Annotated in this window: 19 protein-coding genes; 13 read left to right on the top strand and 6 right to left on the bottom strand. The window is 70.7% G+C overall.

The window, feature by feature from the left end; all coding sequences use genetic code 11:
- Positions 1 to 57: 57 nt before the first annotated feature.
- Complete coding sequence (locus EIZ45_RS21035; protein WP_134670006.1) at positions 58 to 1,089, top strand: DUF3592 domain-containing protein; 1,032 nt, start codon at positions 58 to 60, stop codon at positions 1,087 to 1,089.
- Positions 1,090 to 1,138: 49 nt separating this feature from the next.
- On the top strand, positions 1,139 to 1,768 hold the full coding sequence (locus tag EIZ45_RS21030) for a DsbA family oxidoreductase (protein WP_134670008.1): 630 nt from the start codon (positions 1,139 to 1,141) through the stop codon (positions 1,766 to 1,768).
- Between the two features lie 42 nt (positions 1,769 to 1,810).
- Here the strand turns inward: EIZ45_RS21030 and EIZ45_RS21025 are convergent, their stop codons facing one another.
- A complete protein-coding gene (locus EIZ45_RS21025) occupies positions 1,811 to 2,302 on the bottom strand; it encodes a hypothetical protein (protein WP_043838065.1) in 492 nt (163 codons plus the stop codon).
- A gap of 149 nt (positions 2,303 to 2,451) precedes the next feature.
- Here EIZ45_RS21025 and EIZ45_RS21020 point away from each other — a divergent pair, with 149 nt between their 5' ends.
- On the top strand, positions 2,452 to 2,907 hold the full coding sequence (locus tag EIZ45_RS21020) for a nuclear transport factor 2 family protein (protein ID WP_134670010.1): 456 nt from the start codon (positions 2,452 to 2,454) through the stop codon (positions 2,905 to 2,907).
- Positions 2,908 to 2,999: 92 nt separating this feature from the next.
- Here EIZ45_RS21020 and lepB read toward each other — a convergent pair whose 3' ends face one another.
- Complete coding sequence (gene lepB, locus EIZ45_RS21015; RefSeq protein WP_134670012.1) at positions 3,000 to 3,884, bottom strand: signal peptidase I; 885 nt, start codon at positions 3,882 to 3,884, stop codon at positions 3,000 to 3,002.
- Positions 3,885 to 4,268: 384 nt separating this feature from the next.
- Positions 4,269 to 5,033, bottom strand: coding sequence for a crotonase/enoyl-CoA hydratase family protein (locus EIZ45_RS21010; protein WP_134670014.1), 765 nt, complete (start codon positions 5,031 to 5,033; stop codon positions 4,269 to 4,271).
- Positions 5,034 to 5,127: 94 nt separating this feature from the next.
- Between EIZ45_RS21010 and EIZ45_RS21005 the strand changes: the two genes are divergently transcribed.
- Positions 5,128 to 5,676: an HD family hydrolase gene (locus tag EIZ45_RS21005; RefSeq protein ID WP_037814337.1), complete on the top strand. Its 549-nt coding sequence runs from the start codon at positions 5,128 to 5,130 to the stop codon at positions 5,674 to 5,676.
- Positions 5,677 to 5,761: 85 nt separating this feature from the next.
- Positions 5,762 to 6,196, top strand: coding sequence for a L,D-transpeptidase (locus EIZ45_RS21000; RefSeq protein WP_134670016.1), 435 nt, complete (start codon positions 5,762 to 5,764; stop codon positions 6,194 to 6,196).
- Here EIZ45_RS21000 and EIZ45_RS20995 read toward each other — a convergent pair whose 3' ends face one another.
- Positions 6,197 to 7,354 carry an NAD(P)/FAD-dependent oxidoreductase gene (locus tag EIZ45_RS20995; protein ID WP_134670018.1) on the bottom strand — a complete coding sequence of 386 codons (1,158 nt, stop codon included), beginning with the start codon at positions 7,352 to 7,354 and terminating at the stop codon, positions 6,197 to 6,199.
- Complete coding sequence (locus tag EIZ45_RS20990; RefSeq protein WP_037814333.1) at positions 7,351 to 7,668, bottom strand: bifunctional 3-phenylpropionate/cinnamic acid dioxygenase ferredoxin subunit; 318 nt, start codon at positions 7,666 to 7,668, stop codon at positions 7,351 to 7,353. Before EIZ45_RS20990 ends, EIZ45_RS20995 begins: the two co-directional genes overlap by 4 nt.
- Before the next feature lie 280 nt (positions 7,669 to 7,948).
- Between EIZ45_RS20990 and EIZ45_RS20985 the strand changes: the two genes are divergently transcribed.
- Complete coding sequence (locus tag EIZ45_RS20985; RefSeq protein ID WP_134670020.1) at positions 7,949 to 9,070, top strand: aromatic ring-hydroxylating dioxygenase subunit alpha; 1,122 nt, start codon at positions 7,949 to 7,951, stop codon at positions 9,068 to 9,070.
- A 4-nt stretch (positions 9,071 to 9,074) separates the two neighbouring features.
- Here the strand turns inward: EIZ45_RS20985 and EIZ45_RS20980 are convergent, their stop codons facing one another.
- Positions 9,075 to 9,737: a GntR family transcriptional regulator gene (locus tag EIZ45_RS20980; RefSeq protein ID WP_205670319.1), complete on the bottom strand. Its 663-nt coding sequence runs from the start codon at positions 9,735 to 9,737 to the stop codon at positions 9,075 to 9,077.
- Between the two features lie 71 nt (positions 9,738 to 9,808).
- Between EIZ45_RS20980 and EIZ45_RS20975 the strand changes: the two genes are divergently transcribed.
- The 7 genes from EIZ45_RS20975 to EIZ45_RS20945 are packed head-to-tail and all read left to right on the top strand — an operon-like array spanning position 9,809 to position 18,428.
- A complete protein-coding gene (locus EIZ45_RS20975) occupies positions 9,809 to 11,053 on the top strand; it encodes a sarcosine oxidase subunit beta family protein (protein WP_134670022.1) in 1,245 nt (414 codons plus the stop codon).
- An 8-nt stretch (positions 11,054 to 11,061) separates the two neighbouring features.
- Entirely contained in the window at positions 11,062 to 11,340 is a 279-nt protein-coding gene (locus EIZ45_RS20970; RefSeq protein ID WP_037814329.1) for a sarcosine oxidase subunit delta, read from the top strand.
- Positions 11,337 to 14,102, top strand: coding sequence for a 2Fe-2S iron-sulfur cluster-binding protein (locus EIZ45_RS20965; protein ID WP_134670024.1), 2,766 nt, complete (start codon positions 11,337 to 11,339; stop codon positions 14,100 to 14,102). Before EIZ45_RS20970 ends, EIZ45_RS20965 begins: the two co-directional genes overlap by 4 nt.
- Positions 14,092 to 14,643, top strand: a complete 552-nt coding sequence (locus EIZ45_RS20960) for a sarcosine oxidase subunit gamma (RefSeq protein ID WP_134670026.1) — start codon at positions 14,092 to 14,094, stop codon at positions 14,641 to 14,643. The genes EIZ45_RS20965 and EIZ45_RS20960 overlap by 11 nt, the downstream gene beginning before the upstream one ends.
- Complete coding sequence (purU, locus tag EIZ45_RS20955) at positions 14,640 to 15,485, top strand: formyltetrahydrofolate deformylase (RefSeq protein ID WP_134670028.1); 846 nt, start codon at positions 14,640 to 14,642, stop codon at positions 15,483 to 15,485. The genes EIZ45_RS20960 and purU overlap by 4 nt, the downstream gene beginning before the upstream one ends.
- Positions 15,486 to 15,504: 19 nt before the next feature.
- On the top strand, positions 15,505 to 17,928 hold the full coding sequence (locus EIZ45_RS20950; RefSeq protein ID WP_134670030.1) for an FAD-dependent oxidoreductase: 2,424 nt from the start codon (positions 15,505 to 15,507) through the stop codon (positions 17,926 to 17,928).
- Between the two features lie 17 nt (positions 17,929 to 17,945).
- Positions 17,946 to 18,428, top strand: coding sequence for a hypothetical protein (locus EIZ45_RS20945; protein ID WP_134670032.1), 483 nt, complete (start codon positions 17,946 to 17,948; stop codon positions 18,426 to 18,428).
- Positions 18,429 to 18,458 lie beyond the last annotated feature (30 nt).

Here is an 18,458-nt window from a genome sequence, read left to right as displayed (position 1 = left end):
CCCCGAGGGGTTTTCGGGCCTATTCTTGGTCGATGCGACTGGGCGGGGGGCGGGGCTGTGCGGGGGACGTCGCGGTGGTGGCTCGTTGCTGCGGTGCTGGGCGTGCTGGTGTTCGCGGTCTTCACCGCCGGGACAGCCTGGTCGCTGCTGTACCCCCGCTACGTGCTGGAAGACGGTGAGCTGGCGGCCGACTTCGCCGTTCTCGCCGGGTCGTTGTCCTTGGCGGTGTTCGGCGTCTTCCGCGCCGGTCGGCCGGACGGCCGGGTCTCGGCGCGGGCGGACAGGCGGTGGCTGCCGCCGCGCGACAAGCACGAAGGGCAGACGGCGATCGACCTGGACGCCGAGATCCCGCGGCTGCGGGGCACCGGCGTCAGGGCGTGGGGATTCGCGGGGTGCTGGTTCGTCGTTCTCGTCGGATGCGTCGTGGGAATGGTCCGCATGGAGTCGTCGGCGGAGACCCTGCTGGCCACGGGAGCCCGGACCGCGGGGGAGGTGCTGAGCGTCGACGACCCCGTGAGCGGGCGCGGGGCTTCGTCGATGCGGGTGCGCTACGCGGCAGGCGGCACGAGCTGGACTGCCGAGATCGTGCGGAACTCCGGCCGGAGCTACTCGCCGGGCGAAAGCGTGACGGTGGTCTACGACCCGGCGGATCCCGACGACGTGCGGACCACCGAGGAGCAAAACGACAACCAGGCTCTCGTCGGGTTTTCTGTGGTGCCGGGGATTCTGGCTGTGGTCTGCTTGCCTTTCGCGCTGGTGGCGGCCGTGGGGTGGCGCCGGCGGCACCGGGAGGTGCGCCGTACCGGTTGGCGCGCGGCGGAGGTGACGGTCGTGCCCGACCCCGCGCGCAGGTCCCGGCGTGGACCGGTCGTCCTGGTGCGGTACCGCGACGGCTCCGGAATCCGCTTGCGCCAAGCCATGTCGACTCATGGGTGTGGCCTCGTGCGGGAGGCGCCGGCCTGGGTGGGCGGAACGGGACGGGACATGGTTGTGCTGTTCCCGCACGGCCGGTGGAGGCAACGCCCGAACGCCATGCCCGCCGTCGCCGAGTCCGAGCGAGTCCGGCGCTGGTCCGACCTGCTGTGGTGATCCGACCTCGCCTCCCGGTGCGCGGCGGAAGACGTTCTACGCTGGCGGCATGCAGGTGGAAATCTGGAGCGATGTCGTGTGCCCGTGGTGCTACCTCGGGAAGGCGCGGTTCGAGAAGGCGCTGGCCGGATTCGAGCACCGGGACGAGGTGACCGTGACGTACCGGTCGTTCGAACTGGACCCCGGGAAGACCGGGACCGAGCCGTTGCTGGACATGCTCACCGCGAAGTACGGGCCGCAGGTCGCCGAGATGGAGCAGCGGGTCGCCGGGCTCGCGGCGGCGGAAGGGCTCGGCTACCGGACGGACCGGGAGATCGGCAACACCTTCGACGCGCACCGCCTGCTGCACCTGGCCCGCGAAAAGGGGCTGGAGAACGAGATGGTGTCGGCGTTGTTCCGCGCGAATTTCGCCGAGGCGCGGCCGGTGTTCACTTCGGACGTGCTGGCCGATGTCGCCGAGGAAGCCGGATTGCCGCGCAGCGAGGCCGAAGCGGTGCTGGCGGACCCGTCCCGCTACGCGGAGGCGGTGCGGGCCGAGGAACGCGAAGCCACGGAACTGGGCGCGGGAGGAGTGCCGTTTTTCGTGCTGGGACGACGGTTCGGGGTGTCCGGCGGGCAGTCGGTGGAGGTTTTCGCGCAGGCGTTGGAGAAGGCCTGGGCGGCGTCTGCGGGGAGCTGAGCCCGGCTGCTGGGGAGCAGCCGGGCGTCGGTTCCGGTGCGGTTATTCGGACCAGGTGCTGAGGCGGTTGAGCAGACGTTCGAGCACCTGCGGGTCCGCGGTGACGGGTTCGCCGGACACAGGTTCGTCGACCAGCGTGCGCCGGTCGCCCCGGCGCGGGAGGCGGACCTGTCCGGCGGAAATCCCGCCGGGCAGCGCCAGTTCGCACCACGTGGTGCGGCCGCCGCGTTCGCCGGGGCGTACGCCGATCCGTTCGTCGCGCGGCGGGGTCGGGGCGACGAGGTCGTCGTCGACCTCGATGACGAGCCGGTCCCCGCGCAGCTGCAGCCGGACGGTCACGAAGGCGGGCGCGGACGGGCTGCTCTGGTCGACGACGTCGCCCACGAGCCGGACCGCGGCGTTCGTGACCTGCTCCAGCATCGGCATCAGGGACCAGTCGGTCAGGATCAGGCGGACGAACAGCTCGGTGCACGGGACCGCGCTCGGCTGCGCCACCAGCCGGAGGTCGTCCACCTGGGTAGTGCGCGTGCTCAAGCGTCACCTTCCTCCTCGGCGAGCGGTCCGATCGGCCGGGACCGTGCGGGCATCATGCCACCGTCGCCGCACCGCGCTGCGGCGGGAGGGCGGTCTCCGGGAGAACCGCAGGTCACACGCCTCCGCCGCGGAACTCCTATGCTGGCCCGATGTCGGCAGAGTCGGCCCGGTGGGCGATCCAGGACTTGATCATGACCTACGCCGCGCGCATCGACGCGGGCGATCTGGCCGGAGTGGGCGAACTGTTCCGCGACGGCACCCTGCACAGCGGCGGCGGCCGGACCGGGCGGGAGGCCGTGGAGAACTGGTTCCGCGACATCCTGGTCATCCATCCCGACGGCACGCCGAGGACCCGCCACGTGACGACGAACGTCCGGATCACGGCGGGCGAGGACACGGCTTCCGCGCACAGCTACTTCACCGTTTTCCAAGCCGCGGAAGACTTTCCGCTGCAACCCATCGCCGCCGGGCATTACGACGACCGGTTCGTCCGGCGCGGGGACGAGTGGCTGTTCGCGGAGCGGACGCCGGTGCTGCAGATGACCGGGGACCTGACGCGGCATCTGCGGATGGACGTCGTGCGGGCGGCCGGTTCCGCCGGGTAACGGGTGGTCCAGACCTCGCTCGCGGCAGTACGTGAGGGGAACCCTGAGGGAATCTGATTCCGTCAGGGGAACCCTCACGCACAACCGGGAAGTCAGTCCTGTTTGCTCAGCTTCCGGCGCAGGCCGCGCCCAGCGGCGAGGGTCGGGAACGCCAGCAGCGCCCCGGCCCCGAGCGGGATTCCCTGCTGCCACGCGGGGGCCCCGAGCGCGGCGGGCGCGGCTTGCGGGTCGTGGTCGCTGACGCCGCCCCAGCGCGACGGCGGCAGGACGATCACCCGCGCCTTGCCGATGACGTCGTCCACCGGGACGGTGCCGTTGACCCCACCGCCGCCTTGGCAGCGGGAGTCGCACGAGTTCTCGCGGTTGTCGCCCATCACCCAGAGGCTGCCCTTCGGGACGGTGACCGGGGCGAACGTCTGCCGTGCCGTCGGCGGCTGGTCGAGCCAGTGCACGTACGGCTCGTCGAGCGGTTTGCCGTCGACCAGGACGCGGCCCTGCGGATCGCAGCACTGGACGGTCTGGCCGCCGACGGCGATCACGCGTTTCACGAAGTCGCGCTCGTCCGGCGGCGCGAAGCCGACGAGGGAACCGAGTCCGCGCAACGTCTTCGTGAAGAAGTTGCCCGACTCCTGCGGCGCGATCTCGTTCGCGGTCCACGGCTGCGGGCCGCGGAACACGATGACGTCGCCGGGGGCGGGGTCGGTGAAGTCGTAGGTGACGCGGTCGACGACGACCCGGTCGCCGAAGCAGCCGTCGCAGCCGTGCAGCGTCGTCTCCATCGACGCCGACGGGATCAGGAACACCTTCGCGACGAACTGCTGGATCAGGATCGTCAGCACCAGCGCGATCCCGATCAGGATCGGCAGCTCCTGCCAGAACGGGCGCTTGCGCCGCCCCTTCCTGGGCGGCTCGTCCGCGCCGGGACGGTCGGATCCGGACTCGCCGGGGGCGGGGACTGGGGGGATCGGGTCGGCCACGCCGTCAGGCTACCCAGATCCGCGCGCCCGGCGGCGGACCGCGCGCGGCCACGATCGGGGGGTCGTGCCGGTGAGCGGGACGGCAACCGGAGAATTCGCCCGCAGGGAAGGAAAACGGGCCGGAACCGGGGACGGATTCCGGAATCCGGCGCCAGCCGGAGCGCCGTGGCACGGTTTGCGTCACCGCGGGACCGGAGCGGGGCGCCGATCGAGTGCGGTCAGCTGCTCGACGAATTCCGCGACCCGATGGCGCCACGTGTACCGGCTCATCAGCCAGCCGCCGATCAGCACCGCCGCTCTGTGCTCGCCTGGGGAAGGAACATGGCGGCCGGTCCTGCCTGGACGCGAGTATGCGCTTTGCGATGCAACGGTAATCGGACGCGACTACTTCTCGAACGACCCGTGCCTGCCCGCGCCCGCGGCGAACCGGGCAGCACCCGCGAGCGTGTCCGATTTCAAGGACCGAATCCCGTGTCGGAATTCGTTCTCCAGTGCGGATTCCTCGCTCAAGGACTCGCTTTCCAGCAATGCAGCCCGGTCCTCGCGCAAGCAGGTCTGCGGAAACGCGGCGATGTCCCGGGCGAGGGCGATCGCGGCGGGCAGGGACTGCCCGGCAGGCACGACGCGGTTCGCCAAACCGATCCGGTGGGCTTCCGCCGCGTCGACCGGACGTCCGGTGAGCACCAGGTCGAGCGCGTGGCTCCGGCCGATCAGCCGCGGCAGCCGCACCGTGCCGCCGTCGATCAGCGGGACTCCCCAGCGGCGGCAGAACACGCCGAACACCGCCGTTTCTTCGACGATCCGGAGGTCGGCCCAGATCGCCAGTTCCAGCCCGCCCGCGACGGCATGGCCGGACACCGCCGCGAGCACCGGTTTGCGCAGCCGCAGGCGAGTCGGTCCCATCGGGCCGTCGCCGTCCGGCTCGGTGCGGTTGCCGTGCCCTTCGCTGACCGCCTTGAGATCCGCGCCCGCGCAGAAAGTCCCGCCGACGCCGTACAGCACCGCGACCGAGGCGTCCGAGGCGTCGAATTCCCGGAAGGCGTCGGCGAGCGCCTCGGCGGTGGCGCGGTCGACGGCGTTGCGGCGCTCCGGCCGGTTGATGCCGATCGTGGTGACCGGACCGTCGTGCTCGACCAGCACAGTGCTCACGCGGGGCCTCCTGGGGGAAGAAGCGGCTGTCCGGGCAGCATGCCACGCCCCGTAGGCTCCGGCACTGGTGTCGGCACGGGAAGGGGAGTGCGGAATGGACGGCCTGGCCGCGTTCGGGTTCGAGCTGGGGGTGCTCAAGCGGGTCCGCCGCGCGGGCTGGTGGCAGGCGGGCGTCCGCGACCCGGAGTCGGTCGCCGAGCACAGCCTCCGCGCGGCGCAGCTGGCCGCGCTGCTCGCCGCCGAGGAAGGCGCGAACCCCGAGCGCGCGGCGTTTCTCGCGCTGTGGCACGACACCCAGGAGACCCGCACCGGCGACCTGCCGCACACCGCCGCGCCGTACCTGACGAAGCCGGAACCGAGGGCGATCACGGCGGACCAGACCGCGGGCCTCCCGCGTGCGTCGGCGGAAACCGTGCAGTCGGCGGTAGACGAGTACGAAACGCGCGAGTCGCCCGAAGCGCGATGCGCGAAGGACGCGGACAAACTCGAGATGCTTTTCCAGGCCCTCGAATACCGCGCGACCGGAGTCTCCACAGTGGACGAATGGCTCGCGTCGGCGCAGGCAGGGCTCTTCACCGAAACCGCGCGACGCGTCGCCGAAGCAGCCTTGGCGACGTCGCCGCTGTCGTGGCGCTCCCGTTAGACCTCACCCACATGGGCGCACTTTTGGTTTAAGACTGACCTCTCTGGGAAAGATCCAAAGTACGACCATCTCGGGGAGGCACAGGATGAACCGGAAACTCACGGCAACACTGGCCAGTATCGCGGCGATGGCGGCAACGATCGGATTCTCCGCGACCGCGGAGGCGGCGGGCCCGCCGTGCGGCCCCCAGGCGAAGGCGTGCCTGAAGCTCTCGGCGAACACGGCGTGGCTGATGGACAACGGCAAGGTCACCCGCGGCGGCGTGCCGGTCACCGTCGGCAAGCCCAAGTACCCGACCCCGGTCGGCACGTTCCGCGTGCAGTACAAGGACATCGACCACTACAGCAAGCAGTTCCACGGTCCGATGCCGTACTCGGTCTTCTTCACCAACACCGGGGTCGCGTTCCACCAGGGCAGCCTGAAGGTCCAGTCGCACGGCTGCGTCCACCTCTCGCACGCCGACGCGGTGGCGTTCTTCACCACGCTGCAGCCGGGCGACGTGGTGCAGGTCGTGCGGTGATCACCCGACGGGCATCGGCCGCCGCAGCGCTTGCCGGCGCAGGCGGCCGAACCCCCTCGGATTGTTGAGCCCGAACACCGCCACGGTCTGCCCGTCGCGGTGATAGGTGGCCAGGAAGGACTCGTCGTCCGGACTGCCGTCGGCGAAGCGCACCTCGTCCTCCGGCGCGGGATGTCCGGCGAGCTGGATGGTCCCGGCGTACTGATCGGACCAGACGTAGCCGCTCGGCTCGTACTCCCGGACCACTTGCCCGGCCAGCAGATTGGCGACCGCGACCGAAGCCTGTTCGGTCGCGTTTGTCCAGTGCTCGTGCCGCGTACCCGTCGGCCCGTACGACGCGACGTCGCCCGCCGCGACCACGTTCGGCAGAGACGTGACCAGACCGGCATTGGTGCGGACGCCGTTGCTCACCGCCAGCCCTGAGCCGTCGAGCCACTCGACCGCCGGCACCATCCCGATCCCGGCGACGACCACGTCAGCGGGCAGATTCTCGCCGGTTTCCAGCTGTACCCCGGTGACCCGGCCGGAGAGCGTGGAAAGTCCGGCCACCGAGGCGCCACAGCGCAGAGTGACGCCGTTCCGGTCGTGCAGGCGCGCGCAGATCGAGCCGAGTTCCGGACCCAGCACGCGGGCCATCGGGGTCGGCAGCGCCTCCAGCACGGTGACCTCCAAGCCCAGGCTGTTGGCCGTCGACGCCACTTCGGCCCCGATGAACCCGCCGCCCACGATCACCACGCGCGCACCGGGAACCAGCTCGTCGCGCAGGGCGAGCGCGTCGTCCAAGGTGCGCAGAACGTGAACTCCGGCAACGGATTCCGTCCCCGGCAAGGCGCGCGCACGGCCGCCGGTCGCCAGGATCACGCCGTCCGCTTCCAGCTCCCCGTCCGACAGCACGAGGCGGCCGGTCGCCGGGTCGAGCCGTTCCGCGCGGGTGCCGAGCCGGACGTCCAGCGAAGCCAGATCGTCGGCGTCGAGCAGGTCCAGCGACTCGCGCGACGCGGACCCGGCCAGGAACGCCTTCGACAGCGGCGGCCGGTCGTAGGGGAGATGCGGCTCTTCGCCGACGAGCACCACCCGGCCGTCGAACCCCTGGGCGCGCAGCTCCTGCGCGGCGCGGGCGCCGGCGAGCGAGGCGCCGACGATCGCGACCGTTTTCACGCGGCGTCCTCGGCGGCGTCGGCGAGCACGTAGATCACGCCCTCGTCGACGTGCACCTGGTACGTGCGCACCGGTTGCTTGGCGGGCAGGCAGGACGGCATCCCGGTGCGCAGGTCGAAGAGCGCCGCGTGCAGCGGGCACTCCACGAAGCAGCCTTCGAGCCAGCCGTCGGCCAGTGACGCGTCCTGGTGGGTGCAGGTGTCCCCGATCGCGTACAGCTCGCCGTCGGCGTTGAAGACGGCGATGGGCTCGGGCCCCGCGATCCGGACGGACTCGCCCGGGGGCAGCTCGTCCACAGTGCACGCGCGCAGCATTGATTCCTCCGAAGCCAGTGATTGTTGCGTATTGAGGAACACCCGACGTGATACGCAACAGAGTCTGGGCGTGCCGGAGGGGTGCCGTCAAGAGGTTCCGGGGTGGAGTTTTTCGGAGCGCAGTTCCGGATGAAAGCCCTGGTCGAGGGCGGTTCCCGCGAACGGGTGCGGCACCGCCGCGGGTGCTTGACAGCGCCCCCGCTGAGCCTCATCTTGTTCCGGAGAGGGCAACAAGACGCGTAATACGCAACTTCGATCGTGTGTGAGAGGAGCCCTGCCGGTGACCGCTGTCGACCTCCCGCAGAGCCTGCTGCCGACCCTTCCCGGGCCGCACTACACCGACCCGGCGATCTTCGCCCGGGAGGAGGAGCGGATCTTCGAAGCGGGGTGGTTCTGCGCGGTGCGCAGTGCCGACCTGCCGTCGCCCGGCTCGTTCGAGACCGTGCAGGTCGGTCGCGAAAGCGTGCTGATCGCGCGCGGCCGCGACGGGGCGTTGCGCGCGTTCCTGAACGTGTGCCGCCATCGCGGCGCGCGACTGTGCACCGACGAGAAGGGTTCGGTGAAGCGCGCTTTCCAATGCATGTACCACGCCTGGACCTACGGTCTCGACGGAAAGCTTGTCGCAGCCCCGAATCTGACCGGGATGCCGGACGTCGACCGCGTCGAATACGGCCTGACCGCGGTGCATCTGCGCGAATGGCTCGGCTACGCCTGGGTTTGCCTCGCCGAAGACGCACCGTCCTTTGCGGACACTGTGCAGGCGGACGTGAGCGCACGGCTCGGCGGTCCGGGCGAGATCGAGGCGTACGGGATCGAGAATCTGGCGCTGGGCCGGCGCATCGAGTACGACGTGCGCGCGAACTGGAAGCAGATCATCGAGAATTTCATGGAGTGCTACCACTGCGCGACGATCCATCCGGAACTCACCGAGGTGCTCCCGGAGTTCGCCGACGGGTACGCCGCGCAGTATTTCGTCGGCCACGGCGCGGAATTCGGCTCGGACGTCACCGGGTTCACTGTGGACGGCGGGGACGGCTTGCAGCGCCTCCCGGGCGTCGGCGAGCACCAGGACCGCCGGTACTACGCGATCACGATCCGGCCGCAGGTGTTCGTGAACCTGGTGCCGGACCACGTGATCGTGCACCGGATGTTCCCGCTCGCCCCGGACCGCACGCTCGTCCGCTGCGACTGGCTGTACCTGCCGGAGGTCGTGGAATCGGGTGCGGACCTTGACCGTTCGGTGGAGCTGTTCCACCGCGTGAACCAGCAGGATTTCGAGGCGTGCGAACGGTGCCAGCAGGCGATGGGCTCGCGCGCCTACGCCCGCGGCGGCGTGCTGGTGCCGAGCGAACACCACATCGGAGAGTTCCATGCCTGGGTGCGCGCCCAGGTCGGGGACTAGGGCGCTAGATCAGCGCCCGGATCGCCTTCTCGAAACCGGTCACGTGCTCGAGCGTCAGCGCCGAAGCCTTCTTCGCGTTCCCCTCGGCGATCGCCGTCAGCAGCGGCGAGTGCTCGTCCACGTGCCCGGCCATGCCGCGCAGCCGGGGGAGGAACACGCACCAGATCCGGGTCGCGAGGTTGTCGTAATGAACGAGCGTGTCCTCGAAGAACGGATTGTGCACGCAGCGGTAGATCGCCCGGTGGAGTTCGAGATCGGTGCGCAGGAGTTCGGCGTTTTCCCTCGGCGTGGCCGAATCCAGCTGGTCGCGCAGCCGGACCAGATGGGCGCGGTCCTCGTCGGTCGCGCGTGTGGCGGCGGACGCCGCGGCGGTCGGCTCGAGGGTGCGCCGGACCTCGGAGATGTGGGCGAGATCGGAGATGTTGACGTCCGTGGCGAACGTGCCGCGACGCGGGTACGCGACCACGAGCCGTTCGGTTTCGAGGCGTTTCAGCGCTTCGCGGATCGGCGTGCGGCCCATGTCGAGGACGCTGCCCGCCCACTCCTCGTTGATCGGGTCGCCCGGCTTGATGTCGAGCATGACGAGGCGGTCGCGCAGGAACTCGTAGGCGCGTTCGGCCAGCGACGGTGCGGCGGCCGGGATGACGTGGTTGACCGGGGTGCTCACCCGGCTTACTCTACAGCGAAGATTGATATATCAGTAGTCGACCAGTTGTCCGATACAGGAGGCCAGCCGGAATGACCACGACGGACCAGCCCCGGCCGCCGGGCGCGGACCTTCCGGACCATCCGGATTTCCTCTGGCGGGACCCGGAGCCGCGGCGCGCGTACGACGTCGTCGTGGTGGGCGGCGGCGGGCACGGCCTCGCCACCGCCTACTACCTCGCCAAGGTGCACGGCATCACGAACGTCGCCGTGCTGGAGAAGGGCTGGCTCGCCGGCGGGAACATGGCCCGCAACACGACGATCATCCGCTCCAACTACCTGTGGGACGAAAGCTCCGGCATCTACGAGCACTCGCTCAAGCTGTGGGAGGGCCTCGAGGACGACCTCGGCTACCCGATCCTGTTCAGCCAGCGCGGCGTGCTGAACCTCGCGCACAGCCTGCAGGACGTCCGCGACAGCGTGCGCCGGGTGAACGCCAACCGGCTCAACGGGATCGACGCCGAATGGGTCGACGCGGACGGGGTCAAGGAGCTCTGCCCGATCGTCAACACCTCGCCGGACGTCCGGTACCCGGTGCTCGGCGCGACCTACCAGCCGCGCGCCGGGATCGCCAAACACGATTACGTGGCTTGGGGTTTCGCCCGCGCGGCGGCCGCGATGGGCGTCGACCTGATCCAGAACTGCGAGGTCACCGGCATCGACACGCGGGACGGCAAGGTCGTCGCGGTCGAGACGAGCCGGGGCCGGATCGCCGCCGGGAAGGTCGCGCTGTGCGCGGCCGGGCACAGTTCGGTGCTGGCGCGGATGGCCGGGATCGACCTGCCGCTGGTGTCGCATCCGCTGCAGGCGCTCGTGTCGGAACTGCTCGAACCGGTGCACCCGACGGTGGTGATGTCGAATGCCGTGCACGTCTACGTTTCCCAGGCGCACAAGGGCGAACTCGTGATGGGCGCGGGCATCGACTCCTACGCCGGCTACGGCCAGCGCGGCGCGTTCCACATCATCGAGGACCAGATGGCCGCCGCGCTGGAGCTGTTCCCGGTGTTCGCGCGGGCGCACCTGCTGCGGACCTGGGCGGGCATCGTCGACGTGACCCCGGACGCGTCGCCGATCGTCGGGCTGACCCCGGTGGAGAACCTGTACCTCAACTGCGGCTGGGGGACCGGCGGGTTCAAGGCCACGCCGGGCGTCGGCGACTGCTTCGCGCACACCGTCGCGAAGGGCAAACCGCATCCGTACGCCGAACCGTTCGCCCTCGACCGGTTCACCACCGGCGCGCTCGTCGACGAGCACGGCGCCGCCGCCGTCGCGCATTAGGAGCCACTGTGCAGCTGATTCCCTGCCCCTGGTGCGGTCCCCGCGAGGAGACCGAATTCCACTACGGCGGCCAAGCCCACGTCGCGTACCCGCAGGAACCGGCGGCGCTGTCGGACGAGGAGTGGGCGAAGTACGTCTTCTTCCGCGCCAACCCGAGCGGCCCGCTCGCCGAGCGCTGGACGCACAGCGCGGGCTGCCGCCGCTGGTTCAACGCCGTCCGCGACACCCGCACCCACGAACTCGCGGCGGTCTACCGCCTCGACGAACCCCGGCCGGTGATCCCATGACCTTCCGCCTCCCCAGCGGCGGCCACGTCGACCGCGACACCCTGCTCCAGTTCACCTTCGACGGCCGCGTCCTCACCGGGCACCCCGGCGACACGCTCGCGTCCGCGCTGCTCGCCAACGGCGTGCACCAGGTCGCGCGGAGCGTCAAGCTCGGCCGTCCGCGCGGCATCATGGCGGCCGGGGTCGAAGAGCCGAACGCGGTGGTGCAGCTGGAAAAGCCGTTCCCCGAACCGATGCAGACCGCGACCACCGTCGAGCTGTACGACGGCCTGGTCGCGCGCAGCCTCTCCGGCCAGGGCCGGCTGGCGACCGAACCGGACCCCGCGAGGTACGACGCGAAGCACCTGCACTGCGACGTGCTCGTGGTCGGCGCCGGTCCGGCCGGGCTCGTCGCGGCCCGCACGGCGGCACGGGCCGGAGCGCGGGTCGTGCTGGTGGACGACCAGCCCGAACCCGGCGGTTCGCTGCTCGGCTCGAATGAGTACCTCGACCTCAAGCCCGCGATCGAGTGGGCCCGCGCGATCGCGGACGAGCTCCGTGCGACCTCGGACGTCGAAGTACTCGACCGGACCACCGCCTTCGGTGCGTACGACGACGGTTTCGTCCTGGCTGTGCAGCACCGGACGTCCGGCGCGGCCCGGCAGCGCGTCTGGCGGATCCGCGCGCAGCAGACCGTCCTGGCGACCGGCGCGCACGAACGCCCGATCGTGTTCCCGGACAACGACCGCCCTGGCATCCTCCTCGCCAACTCCGCACGGACGTACCTGCACCGGTACGGCGTCGTCCCCGGCCGCCGCGCCGTCGTGTTCACCATGGACGATTCCGCCTACGCCGCCGCGATCGACCTCGCCGACGCTGGCGTGGAAATCCCGCTGGTGGTCGACGTCCGCCCGGCCGCCCCGGAAAACTGGGCCGCCGCCTGCGCGGAACGGGGGATCGAAGTCCGGGCCGGGGCCGCGGTGACCGGGACGGAAGGGACCGAACGCGTCACCGGCGTGCGCGTAGCCGAGGAACTGGTCCCGTGCGACACGCTCCTGGTCTCGGGCGGCTGGACCCCGGCGGTCCACCTGTTCAGCCAGCAGCGCGGCCCCCTGCGCTACGAACCCGCGCTCGGCGCATATCTCCCCGGCGGCGACCTCCCGACCGCACGCGTGGCAGGCAGCGCCAACGGAACCTTCGACTTCGCCGGGTGCGTGCGAGAAGGCCGGGAGGCTGTAGCCGGGGCACCGGAGGAGAACCCGCTCCCGGTCTCGGACGCGCGTCCCCGCGAGCTGGCCCCCGCCGTCGAATGGCAGATCCCCGGCGCGGAGTCCGATGTGGACACCCGCTTCGTGGACCTGCAGCGCGACGCCACGGTCTCCGACGTGCTCCGCGCGACCGGCGCAGGCCTCACCTCGCTGGAGCACGTCAAGCGCTACACCACCATCGGCACGGCGCACGACCAGGGCAAAACCTCCGGCATGCTCGCCGCCGGGATCACCGCCGAAGCCCTCGGCGTCGACCTCGCGGACCGCCGCCCGACCACCTACCGCCCGCCGTACACGCCCGTCGCCTTCGCGGCGCTGGCCGGGCGGAACCGCGGCGAGTTGCACGACCCGGTCCGCGTCACCGCGCTGCATTCGTGGCACGTCGAGCACGGCGCTGAATTCGAGAACGTCGGCCAGTGGAAGCGCCCGTGGTACTACCCGCAGCCGGGAGAGGACCTGGATGCCGCGGTCCGGCGTGAATGCCTTGCCGCCCGCACCGACGTGGCCATGATGGACGGTTCCACCCTCGGCAAGATCGACGTGCAGGGTCCGGACGCCGCCGAATTCCTCGACATGCTCTACACGAACCTGATGAGCACGCTCAAGGTCGGCCGGATCCGGTACGGCGTGATGTGCGGCGTCGACGGGATGGTGATCGACGACGGCACCGTCATCCGCGTGGCCGAGGACCGTTTCCTCGTCACCACGACCACCGGCAACGCCGCGATGGTGCTGGACTGGATGGAGGAGTGGCTGCAAACCGAGTGGCCGCACCTGCGCGTGTTCGCCACCTCGGTCACCGAGCACTGGGCCACCGTCGCGCTCGTCGGCCCGCGTTCGCGCGAGATCCTGGCCGGGCTCGCACCGGAGCTGGACGCCAGCAACGACGCCTTCGGTTTCATGGCCTGGCGCGACGCCGAGGTGGCCGGGATCGCCGCGCGGGTGTGCCGGATCAGCTTCTCCGGCGAGCTCGCGTACGAGATCAACGTGCCGTCTTGGTACGGCCTCGCGCTCTGGGAAGCGCTGGCGGCGCAAGGAATCACGCCGTACGGCACCGAAACCATGCACGTCCTGCGCGCGGAGAAGGGCTACCCGATCATCGGCCAGGACACCGACGGCACGGTCACCCCGCAGGACCTCGGAATGAGCTGGGCGGTGTCTAAGAAGAAGGCCGACTTCCTCGGCAAACGGTCCTTCTCCCGGGCGGAAAACCTCCGCCCGGACCGCAAGCAGTTCGTCGGCCTGCTGCCGGCCGATCCGACGGTGCTGCTGCCGGAGGGCGCGCAGATCATCGAGACCGCGCACGTCCCGAAGCCGCCGGTCCGCATGCTCGGCCACGTCACCTCCAGCTACCCGAGCGCCGCGCTGGACCGCACCTTCGCGCTCGCCCTCGTCCGCTCCGGCCGGGAACGGATCGGGGAGACGCTGTACGTCCCGGTCGGCGACGAGGTGGTGCCGGTGACGGTGACTGAATCCGTGCTCTACGACAAGGAGGGGACCCGCCGTGACGGCTAAGACCCTGTCTCCGCTCGCGGAGCACGCGAGCCTGCTCGCCGGCTGCGCGCCGGCCGTGCTCGCCGAGGAACGTCCGTTCGTCTCGCAGCTCAACGTCCGCATCCGCGAAGGCCACGACGCCGCGGCGGCCGTGCTCGGCACCGCACTGCCGGACGTCTGCCGGTTCACCAGCGGCATCGGCGACGTCCTGTGGCTGGGCCCCGACGAGTACCTCGTGCTCGGCGCACCCGAAGGCACCGAAGAAGCGCTGCGGGATGCGATCGCCGTCGGCGCGGTGACCGACGTGTCCGCGCAGCGCACCACGGTGCGGCTGGCCGGACCGGCGGCGCGCGACGTCCTGGCGCACGGCTGCGCCGTCGACCTCCACCCGAAGGCCGCGCCGCCGGGCACCTGCGTCCAGACGCTGTACGCCCGCACCGGAATCGTCCTGCTGGTGCGGGAAGCGGGCGAGTTCACCGTGCTCGTCCGCCAGTCGTTCGCCCCCTATTTCGCCGCCTGGCTCGCCGACGCGGCGCTGGAATACCGAGAGGAGGAGTCTTGACTCAGTTCACCTTGACCCTGCACTGCCCCGAGCGCTCCGGGATCGTGCACGCCGTGACGACGTTCCTCGTGGGCAACGGCTGCGACATCGTCGAGCACCAGCAGTTCGACGACGACGTGCACGGGGAACTCTTCCTGCGCACCGAATTCACCTGCGCCGGACCGGCCACTGTGGACGATCTGACCCGCGAGTTCGACGTCGTCGCCCGCGACTACGCCATGCGGTACCGGTTCTCCGACCGCACCCCGGACCGGCTGCTGGTGATGGTGTCGAAGGCCGGACACTGCCTCAACGACCTCCTCTTCCGCTGGCGCGCGGGCGCGCTCGGCGCGGAAATCGCGCTCGTCGCGTCGAATCACGAGGACCTCCGCCCGATGGCCGAGGCCGCCGGGCTGCCGTTCGTGCACATCCCGGTCACCCCGGCGACCAAGCCGGAGGCCGAACAGCGACTGCTCGACCTGGTGCGGGAACACGACATCGACCTCGTCGTGCTGGCCCGCTACATGCAGGTCCTCTCCGACGAGCTGTGCCAGAAATTGCAGGGCCGCGCGATCAACATCCACCACTCGTTCCTGCCCGGGTTCAAGGGCGCGAAACCGTACGCGCAGGCCTACGACCGGGGCGTCAAGTACGTCGGCGCGACCGCGCACTACGTGACCCCCGAACTCGACGAGGGCCCGATCATCGAACAAGAGGTGCAGCGGGTCGACCATTCGCACTCGCCGCGCGCGCTCGCGACCGTCGGCCGCGACGCCGAAGCCCTCGCGCTTTCCCGCGCGGTGCGCTGGCACTGCGAGCGGCGCGTTCTCCTCAACGGCAACCGGACCGTCGTCTTCCGCTGACCTATCCCAGGGAGTTCTCATGACCCGTGTCGTGATCATCGGCGCCGGAATCGTGGGCGCGAACCTCGCCGACGAGCTGACCCTGCGCGGCTGGACCGACGTCACCGTGCTCGACCAGGGCCCGCTGCCGCTGACCGGCGGTTCGACGTCGCACGCGCCCGGGCTGGTGTTCCAGACCAACCCGTCCAAGGCGATGACCGAATTCGCCGGCTACACCGTCCGCAAACTGCTCGACCTCGGCTGCTTCCACCAGGTCGGCGGCATGGAGGTGGCCAGCACCGCGGCGCGCTGGGCGGACCTGAAACGCAAGCACGGCTGGGCGACGTCGTGGGGCGTCGAGGCGCACCTGATCGACCCGGACGAATGCGTCCGCCGCTGGCCGATGCTCGACCAGGACCAGATCTTCGGCGCGCTCTACGTCCCGACCGACGGGCTCGCCGTCGCCTCGCGCGCGGTGGACGAGCTGATCAAGCGGGCTTCCGCGCGCGGCGCCCGGTTCGTCGGCTCGACCCGCGTGACCGGCATCGAGCAGGCTCATGGGCACGTCACCGGCGTCAAGACGGCCGACGAGGTGGTCCCGGCCGACATCGTGGTGTCCTGCGCCGGGTTCTGGGGCCGGGAGATCGGCGAGATGGCCGGCATGACCGTGCCGCTGCTGCCGCTCGCGCACCAGTACGCGAAAACGGGCCAGCTCGCCGAACTGGCCGGGGCCGACCCGGTGCACCCGGCGCTGCCGATCCTGCGCCACCAGGACCAGGACCTGTACTTCCGCCAGCACGGCGACCGGCTCGGCATCGGCTCGTACGCGCATCGTCCGATGCCGGTGGACAAGTTCGCCGAGCCGGGCGAGGTCACCGCGTCCGCGATGCCGTCGATGCTGCCGTTCACCGAGGACGATTTCGCGCCGTCGTGGGAGGAAAGCAAGCTGCTGCTTCCCGCGCTCGGCCGGACCAAGGCGGAGGAGGGCTTCAACGGCATCTTCTCCTTCACCCCGGACGGCGGTTCGCTTGTGGGCGAATCGAGCGACGTGCGCGGATTCTGGATCGCCGAGGCCATCTGGGTCACGCATTCGGCCGGCATCGCGAAGGCGGTCGCGGAGTCTATTGTGGACGGCCGCTCCGAAACCGATCTGCACGAACTGGACGTGCACCGGTTCGAGGACGTCCAGCTGGCCCCGGAGTACATCCGCGAAACCGCGCAGCAGAACTTCGTGGAGATCTACGACGTGCTGCACCCGCTGCAGCCCCGGCTCTCCCCGCGCGACCTGCGGGTCAGCCCGTTCCATGCCCGCCAGCGCGAGCTGGGCGCGGTGTTCCTGGAGGCGGGCGGCTGGGAACGGCCGCACTGGTTCGAGGCCAACGCGTCGCTGCTGAAAGACCTGCCGCACGACTTCCTCCCGCCCGCGCGCGACGCCTGGGCGGGGCAGTTCCACTCGCCGATCGTGGCGGCCGAGGCCTGGCACACCCGAAACCGCGTCGCGATGTACGACATGACGCCGCTGAAGCGCGTCGAGGTGAGCGGGCCGGGTTCGCTGGAGTTCCTGCAAGGGCTCACGACGAATCAGCTGGCGAAATCGGTCGGCTCGGTGACGTACACGCTGATGCTGGACGACGCGGGCGGCGTGCGCAGCGACATCACCGTGGCACGGCTGGAACCGGAGCTGTTCCAGGTCGGCATCAACGGCAACATCGACGTCGCCTACCTGCGCAGCCGCGCCCCGGAAGGCGTCCGGGTCGTCGACACCACCGGCGGCACCTGCTGCATCGGCGTCTGGGGCCCGCTCGCCCGCGACCTGGTGCAACCGCTGTCGGCGGAAGACCTTTCGCACACCGGGCTCAAGTACTTCCGCGGCCGCCGGGCCCGGATCGCCGGGGTGCCGGTGACCATCCTGCGACTGTCCTATGTGGGCGAACTCGGCTGGGAGATCTACACCTCCGCGGACAACGGCCAGCGCCTGTGGGACGCGCTGTGGCAGGCCGGGCAAGGATTAGGCGTCATCGCGGCCGGGCGCGGCGCGTTCAACAGCCTCCGGCTGGAGAAGGGCTACCGGCTGTGGGGCACCGACATGACCACCGAGCACGACCCGTACGAGGCCGGGGTCGGGTTCGCGGTGCGCCCGGCGAAGGGCGAGTTCGCCGGGCGGGCCGCCATCGACGGCCGCAGCGAGGAGACCTCGGCGCGGCGGCTGCGCTGCCTCACCGTGGACGACGGCCGGACCGTCGTGCTGGGCAAGGAACCGGTGTTCGTGGACGGCGCCGCCGCGGGTTACGTCACGAGCGCGGCCTACGGCTACACGATCGGCCGTCCCATCGCCTACGCCTGGCTTCCCGGCTCGGTGGCGATCGGCGACCAGGTGGAAATCGAGTATTTCGGACGGCGAGTCGCCGCGACGGCAGCCGCGGAACCGCTGGTCGACCCCGGGATGGAGCGCATCCGGCGCTGAGTGGAAGGGACCCTGCCATGCGGGACCAGATCGTGAGCGACTTCCTGAACACCCTCGCCCGGCCCGCCATCCCGGCTCCGGCCGGGGCGACGGTCGCGGCCCTCGCCCTGGCGCAAGCGGCGGCCCTGCTCAGCCGGGCCGCCGGCGGCGACGCCGAAGCGGACCACCTGACCCGGCACGCGTTGCGGCTGGCGGAGATCGACGCCCACGCCGTCACGCACGACGTGCCAGACCGCGCCCAGCCCGCCGCGGACGTGGTCGCGGTCGCGGTGGAGGTAGTCCGAGTGGCGGAACGGCTGCTGTCCACTGTGGACCCGACGGCCCTGCCGGACGTCTCCGCGGCGGCGGAAATGGCGCGTTCGTCCGCGATGACCGCACGAGTCGCCGTCGAAGCCCGGCACGGCGTCCTGTTCGCCGCGGAGCCGGACGAGATCGCCGAGAGGGCCGCCCGGGTCACGGAGGCGGTGCGGGTCCGTGAAGGACTCCTCGAAGGAATCTGATTCCCTCAAGGAGCCCTAATGGGTTGTGTT

Source organism: Amycolatopsis sp. CFH S0740 (assembly GCF_004522315.1).
GTDB lineage: Bacteria > Actinomycetota > Actinomycetes > Mycobacteriales > Pseudonocardiaceae > Amycolatopsis > Amycolatopsis nivea.
This window is presented reverse-complemented; position numbering and strand designations above follow the sequence as displayed.